Annotated in this window: 11 protein-coding genes; 6 read left to right on the top strand and 5 right to left on the bottom strand. The window is 71.0% G+C overall.

The genetic code is table 11. The features are described from left to right. The 4 genes from ACXJKB_RS20625 to ACXJKB_RS20610 are packed head-to-tail and all read left to right on the top strand — an operon-like array spanning nt 1 to nt 3,981. Nucleotides 1-948, top strand: a complete 948-nt coding sequence (locus tag ACXJKB_RS20625) for a formylglycine-generating enzyme family protein (RefSeq protein WP_457191732.1) — start codon at nt 1-3, stop codon at nt 946-948. Further along, nucleotides 941-1,864, top strand: a complete 924-nt coding sequence (locus ACXJKB_RS20620) for an HAD family hydrolase (protein ID WP_457191730.1) — start codon at nt 941-943, stop codon at nt 1,862-1,864. The genes ACXJKB_RS20625 and ACXJKB_RS20620 overlap by 8 nt, the downstream gene beginning before the upstream one ends. Nucleotides 1,865-1,894: 30 nt before the next feature. After that, on the top strand, nt 1,895-2,608 hold the full coding sequence (locus ACXJKB_RS20615) for a hypothetical protein (protein ID WP_457191728.1): 714 nt from the start codon (nt 1,895-1,897) through the stop codon (nt 2,606-2,608). After that, nucleotides 2,605-3,981: a glutamate decarboxylase gene (locus tag ACXJKB_RS20610; protein ID WP_457191726.1), complete on the top strand. Its 1,377-nt coding sequence runs from the start codon at nt 2,605-2,607 to the stop codon at nt 3,979-3,981. The genes ACXJKB_RS20615 and ACXJKB_RS20610 overlap by 4 nt, the downstream gene beginning before the upstream one ends. Nucleotides 3,982-4,230: 249 nt before the next feature. Here ACXJKB_RS20610 and ACXJKB_RS20605 read toward each other — a convergent pair whose 3' ends face one another. Beyond that, entirely contained in the window at nt 4,231-5,532 is a 1,302-nt protein-coding gene (locus ACXJKB_RS20605) for a threonine/serine ThrE exporter family protein (protein WP_457191725.1), read from the bottom strand. Between the two features lie 124 nt (nt 5,533-5,656). Here ACXJKB_RS20605 and ACXJKB_RS20600 point away from each other — a divergent pair, with 124 nt between their 5' ends. Then, nucleotides 5,657-5,920, top strand: coding sequence for a GlsB/YeaQ/YmgE family stress response membrane protein (locus ACXJKB_RS20600; RefSeq protein WP_457191723.1), 264 nt, complete (start codon nt 5,657-5,659; stop codon nt 5,918-5,920). Between the two features lie 37 nt (nt 5,921-5,957). Here the strand turns inward: ACXJKB_RS20600 and ACXJKB_RS20595 are convergent, their stop codons facing one another. The 3 genes from ACXJKB_RS20595 to ACXJKB_RS20585 all read right to left on the bottom strand — a co-directional run bounded on the left by ACXJKB_RS20595 (nt 5,958) and on the right by ACXJKB_RS20585 (nt 8,907). Beyond that, on the bottom strand, nt 5,958-6,467 hold the full coding sequence (locus ACXJKB_RS20595) for a hypothetical protein (protein ID WP_457191721.1): 510 nt from the start codon (nt 6,465-6,467) through the stop codon (nt 5,958-5,960). A 39-nt stretch (nt 6,468-6,506) separates the two neighbouring features. Then, nucleotides 6,507-6,995 carry a DUF1269 domain-containing protein gene (locus ACXJKB_RS20590; protein ID WP_457191719.1) on the bottom strand — a complete coding sequence of 163 codons (489 nt, stop codon included), beginning with the start codon at nt 6,993-6,995 and terminating at the stop codon, nt 6,507-6,509. A gap of 100 nt (nt 6,996-7,095) precedes the next feature. Next, nucleotides 7,096-8,907, bottom strand: coding sequence for a histidine kinase N-terminal 7TM domain-containing protein (locus ACXJKB_RS20585; protein WP_457191717.1), 1,812 nt, complete (start codon nt 8,905-8,907; stop codon nt 7,096-7,098). A 222-nt stretch (nt 8,908-9,129) separates the two neighbouring features. Between ACXJKB_RS20585 and ACXJKB_RS20580 the strand changes: the two genes are divergently transcribed. Beyond that, on the top strand, nt 9,130-9,840 hold the full coding sequence (locus tag ACXJKB_RS20580) for a transporter substrate-binding domain-containing protein (RefSeq protein ID WP_457191715.1): 711 nt from the start codon (nt 9,130-9,132) through the stop codon (nt 9,838-9,840). A 69-nt stretch (nt 9,841-9,909) separates the two neighbouring features. Here ACXJKB_RS20580 and ACXJKB_RS20575 read toward each other — a convergent pair whose 3' ends face one another. Further along, entirely contained in the window at nt 9,910-16,299 is a 6,390-nt protein-coding gene (locus ACXJKB_RS20575) for a ThuA domain-containing protein (protein ID WP_457191713.1), read from the bottom strand. Nucleotides 16,300-16,404 lie beyond the last annotated feature (105 nt).

Genomic DNA, 16,404 nt, shown 5'->3' with positions numbered 1-16,404 from the left:
ATGGCCGTCGACCTTCCGGGCGGAGTCTTCGCGATGGGGTCCGACGACCACTACCCCGAGGAGGCGCCGACCCACCGCGTGCGCGTCGACGCGTTCTCGATCGACCCGACCACGGTCACGAACGCCGAGTTCGCGGCGTTCGTGGCCGAGACCGGCTACGTGACCGTGGCCGAGCGCGACCCCGACCCGGCCGACTTCCCGGACGCGCCGGCGGAGAGCCTGCAACCGGGCTCGATGGTCTTCGTCCCCACCCGCGGGCCGGTGGACCTGCGCCACCTCAGCCAGTGGTGGCGCTGGAAGCCCGGTGCCAGCTGGAGGCACCCGCGAGGACCGACGAGCTCCGTCGACCGGCTGCTCGACCATCCCGTGGTGCACGTCGCCCACGAGGACGCGCTGGCCTACGCGTCCTGGGTGGGGGCGTCGCTGCCGACCGAGGCCGAGTGGGAGTACGCCGCCCGCGGCGGCCTCGACGGGACGGCGTACACCTGGGGTGAGGACGCCCGGCCCGAAGGAAAGGTGATGGCCAACACCTGGGACGGTCCCGACTTCCCCTGGCGCAGCTCCGGCGAGAGCGGGTTCCTGCGCACCGCGCCGGTCGCCAGCTTCCCGGCCAACGGCTACGGGCTCTTCGACATGGCCGGCAACGTCTGGGAGTGGACGGACGACTGGTGGACGAGCCGACACCCCGACGACGCTGGCTCGCCGTGCTGCGCGCCGGACAACCCGCGCGGCGGTGACCTGCAGGCGAGCTACGACCCGGCGCAGCCGCAGTTCCGCGTCGGGCGGAAGGTCATCAAGGGCGGCTCCCACCTGTGCGCCGACACCTACTGCCTGCGCTACCGGCCTGCCGCGCGGCGACCGCAGCCGATCGACACGGGCATGAGCCACGTGGGCTTCCGCTGCGTGCGACGGCCCGAACCGGCACCCGGGGAGGCCGACCATGCCTGACGACCTGCTCCCCTCCTGGCGCCCCGGGCCCACCCGTGAGGCGCTCGTGTCGTTCCTCGACGACGTGCTCGACGTGCCGACGGAAGAGCGGGTCGCGTGCCTCGACAACGACGGCACCCTCTGGTGCGAGCGCCCGAGCTACGTGCAGCTCGACTTCTTCGTCGACACGCTGAGGTCCAGGGTGTCCGATCCCGACTTCACGCACACCCCTGAGTTCGACGCGCTCCTCGGCCACGACACGGCCGCCATGGGCGAGCTCGGCCTGGAACGCATCGCCCTGGCCCTGACCAGCCTGTGCGAGGGCATCTCGCCCGAGGAGTTCACCGGCCGGGTCCGCGCGTTCATGTCGGTCGCCCAGCACCCGACACTCGGTCGTCCGCTGCTCCACTGCGTGTACCAGCCGATGCTGGAGCTGATCGACGAGCTCCGGCGCCGGGACGTCACGGTCACCCTCGTCACCGGCGGCGGGACCGAGTTCGTCCGTGCCGTCAGCCAGCAGCTGTACGGCGTTCCTCCCGAGGCCGTCGTCGGGACGCTCATCGGCTACCAGCTCAGCCGCGGCGATGACGGGGCGCCCCGCCTGCTCCGGACCGGTCGTCCGGCCGGCGGGGCCAACGAGGGCGCCGCCAAGGTGAGCAACATCCAGAGCCAGCTGGGCCGACGCCCGCTCCTCGTCGCGGGGAACTCCGGGGGCGACCGGGAGATGCTGGAGTGGGCGGCGTCGGGCCCGGGCCCCGCCCTCGCCCTGCTGGTCGACCACGACGACGCGGAGCGCGAGTTCGCCTACGTGAGCCGCGCCGAGACGTTCGCCGAGCCCGAGCCGATCACGGAGGTCGGCACTCGACTGGGGTGGACGGTGGTCAGCATGGCGACCGACTGGGAGACCGTCTTCCCGTCCGTGACTCCCGAGCACTAGGCGGTCGACATCGATGCGACGGGTGGGGAGATGACGCGACAACCGACGGCCACGGCCGAGTCGGCACGGCTCACGACGATCAACCTCGTCGCGGCCGTGGCGTTCATCCTCGGCGGCAGCCTCTTCGCCCTGGGCGCGGTCTTCGCGCAGCTCGGGGAGGTCGCCCTGCTGACGGTCAACGTCACCTACCTGGTGGGGGGCTTCTTCTTCAGCCTCGGCGGCTACGCGTCGGTCCTCCTCGCGATCAACAGCGGGACCGGCGACGTCGGGACCGCGCGAGCGCACGTGCTGTGGTGGCGCTACCAGCCGGAACGGCGCGACTGGTTGAGCGCCACCGTGCTGTTCGTCGGGACGTTGCTGTTCGCGGTGAGCCTCGTCGCGGCGTTCGCGGAGGGGCTCACCCCCCGCCAGTCCAACGGCTGGATCTGGTTGCCGGACATCCTCGGCTGCATCTGCTTCCTCGTGTCCGGCCACCTCGCGATGCTCGAGGTGGGCGGGGGTCGCGTCGGCGTGCACGTCCATGCGCTCACGTGGTGGGTGGTGGCGGTCAACCAGCTCGGTTCGATCCTGTTCTTCCTCGCCGGGCTCGCGGCATTCGTACGACCGGCGACCTCCGCCGCGGTCGACGCCGGACTGGTCAACTGGGGCACCTTCTCGGGGGCCGTGTGCTTCGCGGCCGGTGGCTTCCTGCAAGTTCTCGACAAGCCAACCTCGACAAGAACGGTGGTGCGGAAAACGCCATGACAACCCTCAGCCAGTCAGCAGCCGAAGCGCTGTACGGCAACCGGTTCCTGACGGAGAAGGCGCCCTCGACGTCGTTCCCGCAGACCGGGATGCGCCCGACCGACGCCATGCGACTCCTCGACGAGGACCTGAACCTCGAAGGCGATCCTCAGCGCAACCTCGCCACCTTCGTCACGACCTGGATGGAGCCCGAGGCGCAGCGGATCATCGCCGAGAACCTGCACCGCAACTTCATCGACCACGCCGAGTACCCGATCTCCGCGGAGATCGAGCAACGCTGCATCCGGATGCTGGCGGACCTCTTCAACGCCCCCGGCCCCACGACGGGCTGTCGCACCCAGGGGTCGTCCGAGGCGATCATGCTCGGCGCTCTCTCCCTGAAGTGGAAGTGGAAGGAACGCCGTCAGGCCGCGAACCTGCCGACGGACCGACCGAACCTCGTGTTCGGAGGAGACGTCCACGTCGTGTGGGAGAAGTTCTGCCGCTACTTCGACGTCGAGCCGCGCATCGTCCCGCTCGAGGAGAGCAAGTACACGATCGGCCCCGAGGACGTGGAGCCGCACATCGACGAGAACACCATCGGCGTCGCGGCCGTCCTGGGCACCACCTTCACCGGCCACATGGACGACATCGTCGGCATCAACGACCTGCTGCTCGACATCCGGAACCGGCGCGACCTGGACGTCCCGCTCCACGTGGACGGCGCCAGCGGCGGGTTCGTGTGGCCGTTCCTCTACCCCGACTCGCGCTGGGACTTCCGCCTCGAGCAGGTGCGCTCCATCAACGTGTCCGGTCACAAGTACGGGCTCGTCTACCCCGGCATCGGCTGGCTGGTCTTCCGCGAGGAGTCCGACCTCGCCAAGGACCTGGTCTTCTACGAGAACTACCTCGGCAAGCTCGACGCCACGTTCACCCTGAACTTCTCGACGGGTGCCTCGATGGTGCTGGCGCAGTACTACAACTTCGTCCGCCTGGGCCGCGACGGTTACACCTACGTGATGAAGCAGATGCAGCAGAACGCCCAGGCGCTGGCGTCCAACCTGCGCGACAGCGGCCGTTTCGAGGTGATCGGCGCCGGCGAGGAGCAGCTGCCGCTGGTGGCCTTCCGGCTCTCGGGCGAGCACGCGTCGTACGACGAGTCCGACATCGCGTGGCAGCTGTCCGCGGAGCGGGGCTGGATGGTGCCGGCGTACACGCTCCCCCCGAACGCCGAGCGGGTGAAGATCATGCGGGCGCTCGTGAAGGAGACCATGAGTCGCGAGCAGGTGGAACGGCTGACCCGTGACATCGCGGACGCGTGCGCGACCCTCGAGAAGAAGGGTGGAGCCCACCCGACCGAACGCCAGCAGACCAAGCAAGGGTCGGGCTACTGACGGCAGGACGTGCCGGCGCCGGGTTGGCTAGACAGCGTGTCCGTCCCCCAGCGCACCGCGTAGCGTCGATCCCTGCAGCGGGGGTGCACAGCCGGGGGAACTGCCCGCGGGACCAGTCCAGCCGGCCCCGCGGGCAGCCTGTGGGGCCGGGGGTACCCCAACACCGAGCGGTCCTACGGATGCTTTACCCAGTGGGCGCACGGCCATCCGCTGGTCTGGACCGGTGAGCCCGAGCAGTCGGCCGACAGGTCACGCGTCGTGCTTGCGGCCCAGGAACGGACCGACCAACCGGGGGCCGGAGAGCCGCGTCTCCAACCAGCGAGCCTCGCGGCGCAGCGGCTGCGCGAGGTACTGACCGAGGATGACGCCGGCGGCCAACGCGATGGCCGTCCCTGCGGCGGCGATCAGCTTCGGGAACCCGTCCTCACCGTCCGTCAGCAACGCCAGCCCACGATAGATGGCGAGCCCGGGCAGCAGTGGCACGATCGCCGGCACCACGATGACCAGCGGCGGGACCCGGAACCGGCCCGCCACCGCGGACACCAGACCGATCACGACCGCAGCGACAGCCGAGGCGAAGGTCGCGCCCAGCTCGGTCTGATCGACGATCAGCCACGCCGCCTGCCCCAGGCCCGCCAGCATCGCGACGACGAGGAGGGCACGCAGAGGGGCGTAGGAGGCGTACGCGTACGCCGCGGCCGCCAGTGCGGCGCCGAGGACGATCAGGCCGGCTCGCTGGGCGCCTACGGCCCCCGGGTTGAGCGTCCCGACGTCGACCCCCAGCAGGACACCGATGCTGAGCCCAGCGGTGACGCCCCCGATGATCCCGGTGGTCGCGAGAAGTGCGTCCAGCAGTCGCGCGCTCGCGGTGACCGGAAAGCCTGTGATCGCATCCTGCGTCGCACCCATCACGCCGATCCCTGCGAGGAGCATCACGATGCCGGCGGTGACGACCCGCGACGGGTTGGCCTCGATCCCGACACCTGCGGCGGCGACCGCGATCAGCGTGGCCACCGCTCCCCCGGCGATCTGCTGGTAGAAGTCAGGGAAGCGACGTTGGGCCATGAGCCGCTGGATGCGATCGATGGCGCACGCCGCCAGGAACGCCAGGGCCAGCACCACCGGGCGCCCACCCAGCGTGATCGCGATCCCGGCGCCCATCACGCCCCAACCCAGGGTGATCGCCCATCGCCGCCGTCGCCGCCCACTGGAGGTGGCTGCGGCCACGCGATCCCGGGCTTCCTCTCGCGTGATGTCCTTCTCGATGAGGTCGCGGACGATCAGGTTCACCTCAGTCAGGACGGCGTAGTCGACCTCGCGTCGCGTCACCCGCCGGATCTGGATCATTTCGGGAGCGTCATTGCTCGGCTGGTGGCGCAGGCTCAGGTCGGTGTAGGTGACGTCGCTCGTGACCCCTCGGATCCCGGACGCACGCGTCACCGCGAGCATCGTCGCGGTCACGTCAGCAGCGCCCGCTCCCGATGACAGCAGGATCTCACCGACCCGCAGGGCGAGGTCGCAGGCCAGGTAGGTCTCGTTCCGCTCGACCAACGTCGGCCCCCTACCCAGCCTCGGCATGGCGGTCCGGGACGTGTGTCGTCACGCCCTGTCCCGTGGGCCGGACAGCGGACGGTGGACAGTGCGGAAAGGGCCCGCGAACCACTACGCTCCCTCCATGTTGATCCTCGCCATCATCCTGTTCGGCATGATCGCCGGCGCCCTGGCACAGATGGCGCTCGGCCAGTCGATGCGCGACGTGAACTGGACGATCGCCATCCTGACCGGCCTGATCGGTTCCTTCGTGGGCGGCTTGCTGGTGAGCCTGCTCGCCGGTGACGGTCTCGAGCTCCGCCCCAGCGGCCTGATCGGCTCCTTCGTCGGGGCCCTGCTGCTCACCCTGGCCTGGGGCTGGTACGACAAGCGCCGCAGTTCCGTCTGACCGCGCACCACGCGGGGCGCGCCGTCCCCCGCCGCCGCTAATCGGTCGGCCCCAACGGCTCGAGACCGACCGCCGTGCGCAGGAGCTCTGGTCCGTCGGCGGGAAGGTCCGCGCGCAGCAGCGTGACGTCGCCGCTGACGATCCGCTGCCTCACGGCCGGGACGACGACCGAGAGGTCCGCAGCCCCGGACAGCACCAGCAGCGCCGACGTGCGCGGGACGAGACGTTCGGTGACTGCTGCGAGCAGCGCCGGGTCCAGGCCGGTCCCGGCGAGCCGGTCGGCGACGTCCGGAGGTAGCGGGTCACCACTGTGGGTGTCGCCGATCGCGGTGCGCAGCAGCGCGACGAGGACCGACGGCTCGCGGGCGGTGACCTCCGGTGGGGGCCACAACCGTGTGACGCGGGGGCGGTGCGCGCCGGGCGCCCAGGAGACGGTGATGGCGTCGATCACCTCGAGGGCTCGGGCCTGCTCCAGGCGCCGGAGCCGCACCGACCCGGCCGTGGCGCCGAGCGGTGTGCCGTAGCACCACACCGTCAGGGCCGGCACGATGACCGGACCTGACGGTGTGGCTCAGACATGCAGTGCTCAGGCTTCCGAGAAGACCTCACGGATGGCGCGCTCCTGCTCGTCGCTGAGGTTGGTGAAGATCAGCTCAGGGTTCGAGTCGGCGAACGCCTCGTGCACCCGGTCGACCACGACGTCGGAGGTCATGATGAACAAGGCGGACGTGCCGGGGGTGACCTCCTCTCGGAGGCGGTTGATGAACTTGTCGTCGATACCGACGTCGGACAGCGAACCTGCCAGCGCGCCGGACGCTGCGCCGATCGCCGCCCCGAGCAGGGGGACGAAGAAGATGAGTCCGAACAGCATCCCCCAGAACGCACCGCCGAGCGCTCCGGCACCGGCGAGGTTGTTGAGCTGCTTGGTCTGCGGCTTCTTCTTCCCCTCTTCCCATCGGACGGTCGCGGCGTCGTGGATGGTGAGCAGGCGCTGGGCCGCCATGTCCTTGAGGATGTCCGTCGCCTTGTCGGCGCCGTCGGCGGTGTCGAACTTCCAGACGGTGAGCGTTCCCATGGGTGGTCCCTTCGGTGTGGGCAGAGTACGACGATCGTCATCTGCCGAGCTCCGTGGCGACCTCCCCCGGCAAGGGTGAACCGCTCCACCCCCCGGGATGTCAGGACGTCGCGCTCGGGGGGGTACCGACCCCGCCGTCGTACCTGACCACGAGCATCGCGAGGTCGTCGCCCAGCTCTTCGCCGTGGAAGGCGCGGACGGCGTCGAGCACGGCCCCGGCCATCCCGTCGGCCGAGCGGTCGCCATGTGCGCGCAGCAGCTCGCCGACCCGCTCGGAGCCGAACTGGTCCCGGCCGCGACGCGCCTCCACCAGGCCGTCGGTGAAGACGCACAGCACCTCGCCGGGCGCGAGCTCGACCTCGGCGTCGTGCAGCTCGGGGTCGTCGAAGAGCCCGAGCGCGGTGCCGAGCGTGCCGACCTCCTCGACCTCGCCGTCCGTCCGCAGGACCAGTGGCCAGTGGTGGCCCGCGAGGGAGAGGGCGATGCGCAGCGGGGCGTCGGGGACGTCGTGGTCGTGCGGTGGCCGCAGGTGCCCGTGCACGAGCGTGCAGTGGCGTTCCGACTCGGTCTGCGCCTGCAGGACGGCGTTGACCTCGCGCAGTGTCGCCGCGGGCGACAAGGACGGGCCTGCCAGGGCGCGCAGCGTGTAGCGGGTCGCCGCGCTGACGGCGGCCGCCTCGGCGCCCTTGCCGCTGACGTCGCCGAGCACGAAGGCCCACGTCTCGTCGTCCAGCGGGAACACGTCGAGGAAGTCGCCGCCGATCTCGCCGCCGTCGCCCGCCGGGACGTAGCGGCTGGCGAGCGAGCACCCCGGGACGGCCGGCAGCCTCGTCGGCACCATGCTGGCCTGCAGGGCGGCGGCGACCCGGGAGCGGTCGTCCAGGACCTGCTGGAGGTGCTGCTGGTCGCGGACCCGGTCGGTCACCTCGCGGAGAACGACGAGCTCCCCGGCCGTGCGGCCCGCGATGTCGGTGAGCGGCTGCTGGCTGACGTCGAAGGTCCTCTGCTGGCCGCCGGCGTCGTCGGCCAGCACGAGCCCGCCCGGGCCCACCTCGACGATCTCCGAGGTGTCCATCAGGTCGCGCACCCGCCGTCCGATGAGCTGCCCACGGGTCCTGCCCGCGAGCGCGACGGCGGCCGGGTTGACGTCGACGACCCGCTCGAAGGCGTCGAGGACGAAGACGGCGTCGGCCATGCTCTCGACCACCGCGCTGCGGGCCAGGGGGGCCAGGTCGACGAGGCGCTCCTCGAACAGCCCCCACACCAGCAGCCCGCCGGTGACGGTGAACGCGAACGGCGTCAGGTCGATGAGCGCGAACCAGCCGACCTCGAGGTTGTGCAGGATGTTGGCCGCCCAGGGCAGCAGCGCCGAGCACAGCAGCACCAGGGCCATCCGACGGTAGGTCCGGGCCAGCCGCACCATGCTGGCGACGAACAGCACCGTCGCGCCGACGAGCAGCAGGTTGTTGTAGGCGAAGATCGCCCAGAACACCGGCCCCGACTGGACGTCCGGGAGGTCCTGCACCCCGGACGTCGCGGAGTAGGAGCGCACCAGGTCGTGCGTGGCCGGCACCGCGAGGACGGCCAGCGCAGCGATCGGCGGTATCGCCAGCAGCGCCACCAGGCGACGGGTGACCAGCTGGCCCCGACCGGTGTACTGCAGCACGAAGACCAGCCAGGCGGGCGCGAGCGTGACGATGCCGACGTACTTCAGGTCGCCCCACCTGCCCCGGACCATCGGCGAGCTGGCGGAGAGCTCCACGGCGTACGCGGTCCCCCACCACGCCACGGCGACGAGCAGCACCGCCAGGCTCCAGCCCATGGCCGTGCCCCGGCGCCAGGCGACGTAGGCCGCCAGCGCAGCCAGCACCAGTCCGGCGCCGGCCATCAGGGTCGCGAGGAGCGTCAGCACCCGAAACCTCCCGCGCTCGGGCGTCCACGCGCTGTCGCGTGGCCGGACTCCACGCTAACCGGCGGGCTCCGCGGCGTCAGGTGTTCCGGCGCGCTCGTGCCTCCTTTGGGTGAGGCCCGGGAGCCGCGCAGCCGGGCCCGTGGGACTGCGCCGACTCCCCGGCACGAGCTCGAGCGGAAAGATGGCCCCGCCGCCCGCCCTTCCCCCTCCCGAGGAGCTCACATGTCCCCCAACCCGCCCACCGACCGCGTCGCACCGACCGGCACCCTCCGCGTCGTCATCAACCTCGGCAACCCGGTGCTCGCCCAGGGCACCCACGACGAGCCGAGGGGCGTCACCGTCGCCATCGCCCACGCCGTCGCGGACTGGCTGGGCGTCCCGCTCGAGCTGGTGTGCGTCGACGCGGCTCGCGAGGCGTACGCCGCCATCTGCGAGGGTCGCGTCGACCTGTGCTTCCTGGCCAACGAGCCGGCGCGCGAGGAGGGTGTCGCCTTCACCGCCCCCTACGTGCTGATCGAGGGCGTCCACGTCACCGACGCCGACTCCCCGCTGCAGTCCTCGGCGGAGGTGGACCGCGACGGGATCCGCGTCGGCGTGCGCGAGGGGTCGGCGTACGACCTCTTCCTCACCCGCTCGCTGGAGCACGCGGAGATCGTCCGCGCCGCCGAGGCGACCGATGTCTTCGAGGAGCAGGGCCTCGACGCCGCGGCGGGCGTGCGCCAGCCGATGGAGGACTACGTCGCTGCCACCGGCCGCCGCATCCTCGAGCCCGCCTTCATGGAGATCCGGCAGTCGGTCGGCCTGCCCCGTGCGCTCGACAGCGACGCCGTCGCCGCCGTTGCGTCGTTCGTCGAGGAGCTCAAGGCCTCAGGCTTCGTGCGCGACGAGCTCGCGCGCAGCGGGGTCGAGGCAGCGGTGGCGCCGCCGGCCTGAGCCGGGACCACACCGGCCGCCGGGGGTGTTCCCCGACGGCCGGTGTGACTGTGGTGGTGGACCGCGGCGTCAGCGGCGGATGGTGAACCTCCACGTCTTGACCGTGCGGTTGCCGAGGGCGTCCTCGGCGACGAGGCGCACGGCGTAGCGGCCCGGCGCGAGGGCGCGCTTCGGCGTCCACGTCATCCGGTCCTTGCGGGCGTCGTAGCGCACGCCCCGGACCCGCTCGCCGCCGACGAAGAGCTTCAGGTCACCGGCACGGACCGACGAGAGGCGGTCGGTGACGATCGCGCCGACCTTGGGCGTGCGATCGCGGGTGGTGCCCGTCGGCGTGACCTTCCGGACCCGCGGCCCCGTGCGGTCGACCGTCCAGCTGGCCGTCGCCGGTGTGGCGTCGGCGCCGCCGGAGCTGACCGCGCGGACCCGCACCTCGTGCTCGCCGTCCGCAAGGCCGCGGTAGGTCTGCGGCGAGCTGCACGTCTGCCACGCGGCCCCGTCGAGCGAGCACTGGAACGTCGCTCCTGCCGCACCCGGACCGGTGGCGGTGAACCTGATGGTCGCCGTCTTCGCCCGCGTGCCGTCACGCGGCGCACCGGTGATCGTGGTGTCCGGGACCGGGTCGTCCGCCTTCCTGGTGGTCGTGACGGTCACCGTGCCGGTGTCCGTGTCGGTCCCGTCGGTCACGACGTAGTCGAACGCGTCGGTCCCGGTGTGCCCGGCGTCCGGGGTGTAGGTCACCGTGCCGTTCGCGGCCACCACGGCCGTGCCGTGCGCCGGCTTGGTCACCGACTCCAGCGAGAGCTCGTCACCCTCGTCGGCGTCGGTGTCGTTGGCCAGCACGTCGATGCCGACCGCCGTGCCCTGCGTCGTGGTCGCCGAGTCGTCGACCGCCTTCGGGGCGGCGTTGACCGGGTCGACCGGGTCCTCCCCGTCGACCAGGAAGGTGTCGAAGGAGACCTCGTCACCCTCCTGCAGCACGCCGGCGGCGAAGATGCCGAAGCGCGGCCCGGTCATCGCGTTGTCGACCGCTCGCGGCAGGTCCACCCAGGTGGCGCCTCCGTCGAAGGACGCCTCGCCCTCGTAGCTCGTGCCCGTCTTCGTCAGGCGGAGCCTCATGTCGGTCAGGTCGGTCCCGGCCGGGATCGGGAGCTCCGGCTGCGGGTTGGCCCCGACGATCACGTTGTTCACCTCGGAGCGCAGCTCGACCCGGTTGGGGGCCGACCTGCCGTCGTCGGAGATCACCACGATCTTCACGTAGTTGGCGTCGTCGCCGTAGGCCATCAGGCCGGCCTGGCTGTAGCCGCCGTCGAGCTTCGTCACGTCGGCGTGGGTCTCGATCACCCAGTCCTCGCCGGCGTGGTCCGCCGACTGCATGACCAGGTTCGACTTGCCCGTGCCGCCCTGGTAGATCTCACCCGGTGTCGTGGTGAGGACCAGACGCCCGTCCGCAACCCGACGCTTGGTCGCGTCATCGGCCACGATCGCGTTCCACCGGCAGGTGTCGAGGCTGCTGCCCTCGAACGTGTCGTCCGGCGTCTCGAGCTCGCAGGCCTCGGTGACGGTCACCGTCACGGTGCCGGTGTCACTGCCGCCGTTGCCGTCGGCCACCGTGTAGTCGAAGGTGTCGGTGCCGACGAACCCGGCGTCGGGCGTGTAGTGCACCGTGCCGTTGGCGTTGATCGTCGCCGTGCCGTCGCCGGGCGTGGTCACCGACTCGACGGTGAGGGTGTCACCGTCGGGGTCGGTGTCGCCGGTCAGGACGTTGATGTCGACCGCGCGGCCCGCCGAGGTGGTGGCGGCGTCGTCGTCGGCGACGGGGGGACGGTTCTCGGCTGCTGCCGGGGTGAGCCTGAAGTAGTCGAACGACGCGGTCCGGCCCGGCTGCTGCACGCCGAGGGCGTACAGGCCGAGGTCCAGGTCGGCCGTCGGGTGCGCGACCGTGCCGACCGGCTGCCACTCACCGCCGTCGACCGCGACCTCACCGACGTAGCTCGTCCCCTCCTTGGTCAGCCGCAGGCGGTACGACGTCACGTTGGCAGGCAGGTCGAGCTGGGGCTGCGGGTTCTGGATGGCCCCTCCCAGCTCGGAACGCAGCTCGACCCGGTTGATGCGGCCCTGCCCGGTGTCGGAGATGACGTCGAGCTTGACGTAGTTGTCGTCGTCGCCGTAGGCGAGCAGGCCGGCCTGGGCATACCCATCGGTGAACGTCGTCGACAGCTTCGTCTCCGCGGCGTAGTCCGCCGGCAGGTCGACGCCCGACTGCAGCACGAAGTTGGTGGCCCCCGCCGCGTTGGGCGTCTGGTAGATGTCGCCCTCCGTGGTGGTGATGGTCAGCTGGCCGTCGGCCACCTGGTACTTGGTGGGGTCCTCCCGGACGATGGCGTTCCACCGGCACTCGTCGAGGCCGGGCCCGGTGAACTCGTCGCTGGGGTCGGTGGCGCCGCTCGTGCCGTCGGGCTCGAACCGGATCCAGTCGAAGGTCGCCGTCGGGCTGGTCGTCGCTCCGCCCGACACCGCGGCCGGGCCGATCTTCGGCGCGGTGAAGGTGCTCATCGGAGCGGGCCGGCCGACCGGGGAGAACGTCTCGCCGTCGGCGGAGTATGACGCCCGCAGGTCGGTGCCGTCGGAGGTCAGCCGCACGTAGTAGGTCGTCGGGAAGCCGGCGGGGACCCCGCCGAGCTTGTCCGCGCCCTCGTTGCGCGGGTTGCCCTGGGCCTCGTAGATGAACTCGACGTCGCGGTTGCCACCGGCCGAGATGAGGTGGACCGAGGCCCAGTTCTCGTCGTCGGAGTAGAGACGCAGGCCCGCCTGGTGGTAGTTCTCGGCCACCTCGGCGGTGATCTTGGCGGTCACCTCGAACGCACCGTCGGGCGCCTCCTGGACGATGATGTCCTCGGCGTTGCCACCGATGCCGTAGAGGCTGCCGCTGTTGATCGGCAGCTGCAGGCCACCGTTCTCCACGCGCCAGTCACCGCTGTCACGGATGACGTCCCACTTGCCATCGAGCGACGTGCCGTCGAACTCGTCGGACTGCTGCACGCCGCAGGCGTTGAGCACCCGGATCGGCACCGTCGAGTATCCGGTGGCACCCGACGGATCGGTCGCGCTCAGCCGGGCCGTGTAGCTGCCCGGCTCGGTGTAGGTGTACTCCGCGTCGAGGGTCGTGGCGGTGTCGCCGTCACCCGGCACCCCGAAGTCCCACTTGTAGGTCAGCTCGTCGCCGTCGTAGTCCGACGCCGAGCCGGTGAAGTCGACGGTCAGCGGAGCCGTGCCCTGCGTGGGCGTGCCCTGCGCCCCGACCTGCGGTCGGGAGTTGACCGAGACGCCCTTGCCCGCGGCGTCGAAGAAGTTGACGTTGAACAGGCCGGTGGCCGAGGGGTTGGCGTTGGTGAACACCAGGAAGAGCTCGTGCGACCCCTGCTGCGCCGACTCGGCGATGTCCATGTCGACGAACTGCCACTGCTGCCAGCCGCCCGTGACCGGCACGGCGACCGAGCCAGCGAGCGGGCCGGTCGGGCTGTCGAGGCGGGCCTCGATGGTGCCGCCCGCGCCGCCCGAGGCCACGCGGAAGCGCAGCTTCGGCACGCCGGACAGGCTGATCGGCGCGTAGGACACGTGGTCGCCGGCGTCGATGTTGGACAGGTTGCGGGCACCGCCGAGCGGGTCCGTCGTCGCCTCGGTCTGGACGCCCTGCTGGGTGGTGAAGTGCTCCGCCTGCTTCCGCTTGGGTTGCAGGACGACCTCGTCCTCACCGGTCAGCACTCGCACGCCTCCCCCGCCGCCGTCGGTGTAGCTGGCGTTGATGACCCCGAAGATGTTCGCGGAAGCGTCGTGGCCCTCGTCCTGCACGGTCGGCAGGACGACGTCGCAGCCGGTGCGGGAGCTGAGCGGGTGGCCGTGCGAGTCGTGGCCGAGGACGTAGTCGATCTTCACCTTGGAGCAGTCGATCGCCCCGTCCTCGGGGTCGGTCACGTTGACCTTGACCCGGACGGAGTCCCCGAACTCGAAGAACGCGCCGTTGGGCGGCAGCTCGATCTCGACGACCGGCCGGGTGTTGCCGACCGTGACGACCGCGGTGGCCACACCGGTGCGGCCGGTGGAGTCGGTGACGGTCAGCCGGGCGTCGTACACGCCGTTGGCCGTGTAGACGAACGTCGGGTCGGGCTCGGTCGAGTCGACGGTGCCGTCGTTCTGGAAGTCCCAGGCGTAGCTGACGATCGAGTCACCCGCGTCGGGATCCCTCGAGCCCTCGCTGGAGAACGTCACCGACAGCGGTGCGACACCCGTGTCGGGCGTCGCGGTCGCCGACGCCGACGGCGAGCGGGCTCCTTCGTTGATCGCGTTGATCTTGTAGACGGCGGAGTTCTCGTTGCCGGTGAAGTAACCACCGTTGCCGTAGTCGAGGACGTAGAGGGAGCCGTCGGGACCGAACTCCATGTCCATCGCGGCGTAGAGCGTCATGGAGTCGAAGAACGGGTCGATGCCGGACACGTCGCCCTCGGCGTCCATGGCGATGTCGCGGATCCAGCCGCGCGTCCACTCACCGGCGAAGAAGTGGTTGTCGAAGTACTCGGGGAACTTCACGTCCGACTCGAGGTCGGGGTCGAAGTTGTAGACCGGTCCGGCCATCGGGCCCTCGCCGCCGCCGCCGAACTCGTTGGTGGTGACGCCGTTGTAGGTGACGTTGCCGCCGTCGTACTTGATCCAGGCCGCCTGGGCCCGCGGCAGGTTGGTGAGGCCCGTGTTGTGCGGGCTGTTGTTGACCGGCGCGTTGCAGTCGAACTTCGGGCCGGACGTGTTGGTGGCGAAGTCCCAGTCGTTGTAGGTCTCGGCCGGGGTGTTGGAGCCGGTGCAGTAGGGCCAGCCGAAGTTGCCGGCCTCGCGGATCTGGTTGAACTCCACGATGCCGCCGGGGCCGCGGTTGGGGTTCGCCCCGCCGGCGTCCGGGCCGTACTCACCGAGGTAGACGTAGCCGGTGCGCTTGTCGACGGTCATCCGGAACGGGTTGCGGAATCCCATCGCGTAGATCTCGGGGCGGGTCTTCCCCTGGGTGTCGGAAGCCTCGGGGAAGAGGTTGCCGTCCGGGACCGTGTACGACGCCGCGGTGGGGTCGGGCGTGATCCGCAGGACCTTGCCGCGCAGGTCGTTGCTGTTGGCCGAGCTGCGCTGGGCGTCGTAGGCCGGGTTGCGCGTGGTGCGCTCGTCGAGGGGCGCGTAGCCGTCGGAGGCGAACGGGTTCGAGTCATCACCCGTCGACAGGTAGAGGTTGCCGTCGGCGTCGAAGTCGATGGCGCCACCGGCGTGGCAGCAGATGCCGCGGTTGGCCTCGACGCGCAGCAGCTCCTGCTCGGTCGTCGGGTCGAGGTCGTCGTCGACCATCTTCATCCGGGTCAGGACGTTGTAGCCCTGCCACGCGGCGAACTGCGCCGCGGTGCCGTCGTTGGGCGCGTCACCGGCCGGGGTGTCGAGCGGTGGGGCGTAGTAGAGGTAGACCCACCCGTCCTCCTCGAAGGTCGGGCTGACCGTCAGGCTCTGCAGGCCGTCCTCGTCGTGGGAGTAGATCGGGACGTCGTAGAGCAGCGTCGTGTTGCCCTCGAGGTCGGTGAGGAAGATGCGGCCGTCGCGGGCGTTGTGGAGCACGCGCCCGTCGGGCAGGACCGAGATGCTCATCGGCTCGCCGACCTTGTCGACGCCCTTGGCGAGCGTGACCTGCTCGAAGGAGGCGTCCGTGGGCGCCGGCGGGGTGCACGCATCGGGGGCCTCGCCGGCGGCGTACTGGATGCCGCCGAGCAGGTGGAGGCGGAAGAGCGGCTCGGAGAACGACGCCTGGGTGTGGCCGCCGCCGGTGTAGAAGCTGCGGCCGCCGTCGAACTCCTGGTACCAGGCGATCGGGTGGTCGTCGTCGCCCGGGGCGCCGTCCTGCTCGTCGTAGGTCGACTCGTCGAGCGAGGCGATGACGTTGATGTTGCTGTTGGCGCGCGGACTGTAGTCGGGCCCGCCGCCGTTGACCACGGGGTTGGCCGGGCTCTGGAAGTTGTACCACTCGTCGGTGCGCTCCCACCGGTCCGGCAGTGCGCACGACGACGGCGTGGTCTTGTCCTCGACGTCGATGGTCGCGGTGGGGGTGCCGGCGGGGTGGCTCTGGAAGTAGGCGCCCACGAGCTGGCCGTACCACGGCCACGTGTACTCGGTGTCGGAGGCGGCGTGGACGCCGACATAGCCGCCACCGCCCTTGATGTAGTTCTCGAAGGCAGTCTGCTGCGCGGCGTCGAGCACGTCACTGGTCGTGGACATCCACACGACGGCCTCGTACTGGGCCAGGTTGGCGGCGGTGAACGCCGTCGCGTCCTCGGTGGCCGTGACGGAGAAGCCGTACTGCGCTCCGAGACGCTCGACCGCCCGGATGCCCGCGCCGATGGAGTCGTGGCGGAAGCCGGTCGTCTTGCTGAAGACCAGCACGTCGTACGTCGGCGGGGCGAGCGCCGCGGCTGCCGGCGCGGGCGCTGCGCTCGTGGCGGCTGCCGTCGTCGCGCCGGGAGCGGCTGCCGCGGCGGGGACCGTGGC

This window comes from Nocardioides sp. P5_E3 (assembly GCF_054049275.1).
This window is presented reverse-complemented; position numbering and strand designations above follow the sequence as displayed.

What these genes read in the sequence shown, in the direction of transcription:
- ACXJKB_RS20580 (WP_457191715.1), top strand. Translation starts at nt 9,130, where the DNA reads ATGTCCCCCAACCCGCCCACCGACCGCGTCGCACCGACCGGCACCCTC.
- ACXJKB_RS20590 (WP_457191719.1), bottom strand. Translation starts at nt 6,995, where the DNA reads ATGGGAACGCTCACCGTCTGGAAGTTCGACACCGCCGACGGCGCCGAC.
- ACXJKB_RS20625 (WP_457191732.1), top strand. Translation starts at nt 1, where the DNA reads ATGGCCGTCGACCTTCCGGGCGGAGTCTTCGCGATGGGGTCCGACGAC.
- ACXJKB_RS20610 (WP_457191726.1), top strand. Translation starts at nt 2,605, where the DNA reads ATGACAACCCTCAGCCAGTCAGCAGCCGAAGCGCTGTACGGCAACCGG.
- ACXJKB_RS20615 (WP_457191728.1), top strand. Translation starts at nt 1,895, where the DNA reads ATGACGCGACAACCGACGGCCACGGCCGAGTCGGCACGGCTCACGACG.
- ACXJKB_RS20600 (WP_457191723.1), top strand. Translation starts at nt 5,657, where the DNA reads ATGTTGATCCTCGCCATCATCCTGTTCGGCATGATCGCCGGCGCCCTG.
- ACXJKB_RS20620 (WP_457191730.1), top strand. Translation starts at nt 941, where the DNA reads ATGCCTGACGACCTGCTCCCCTCCTGGCGCCCCGGGCCCACCCGTGAG.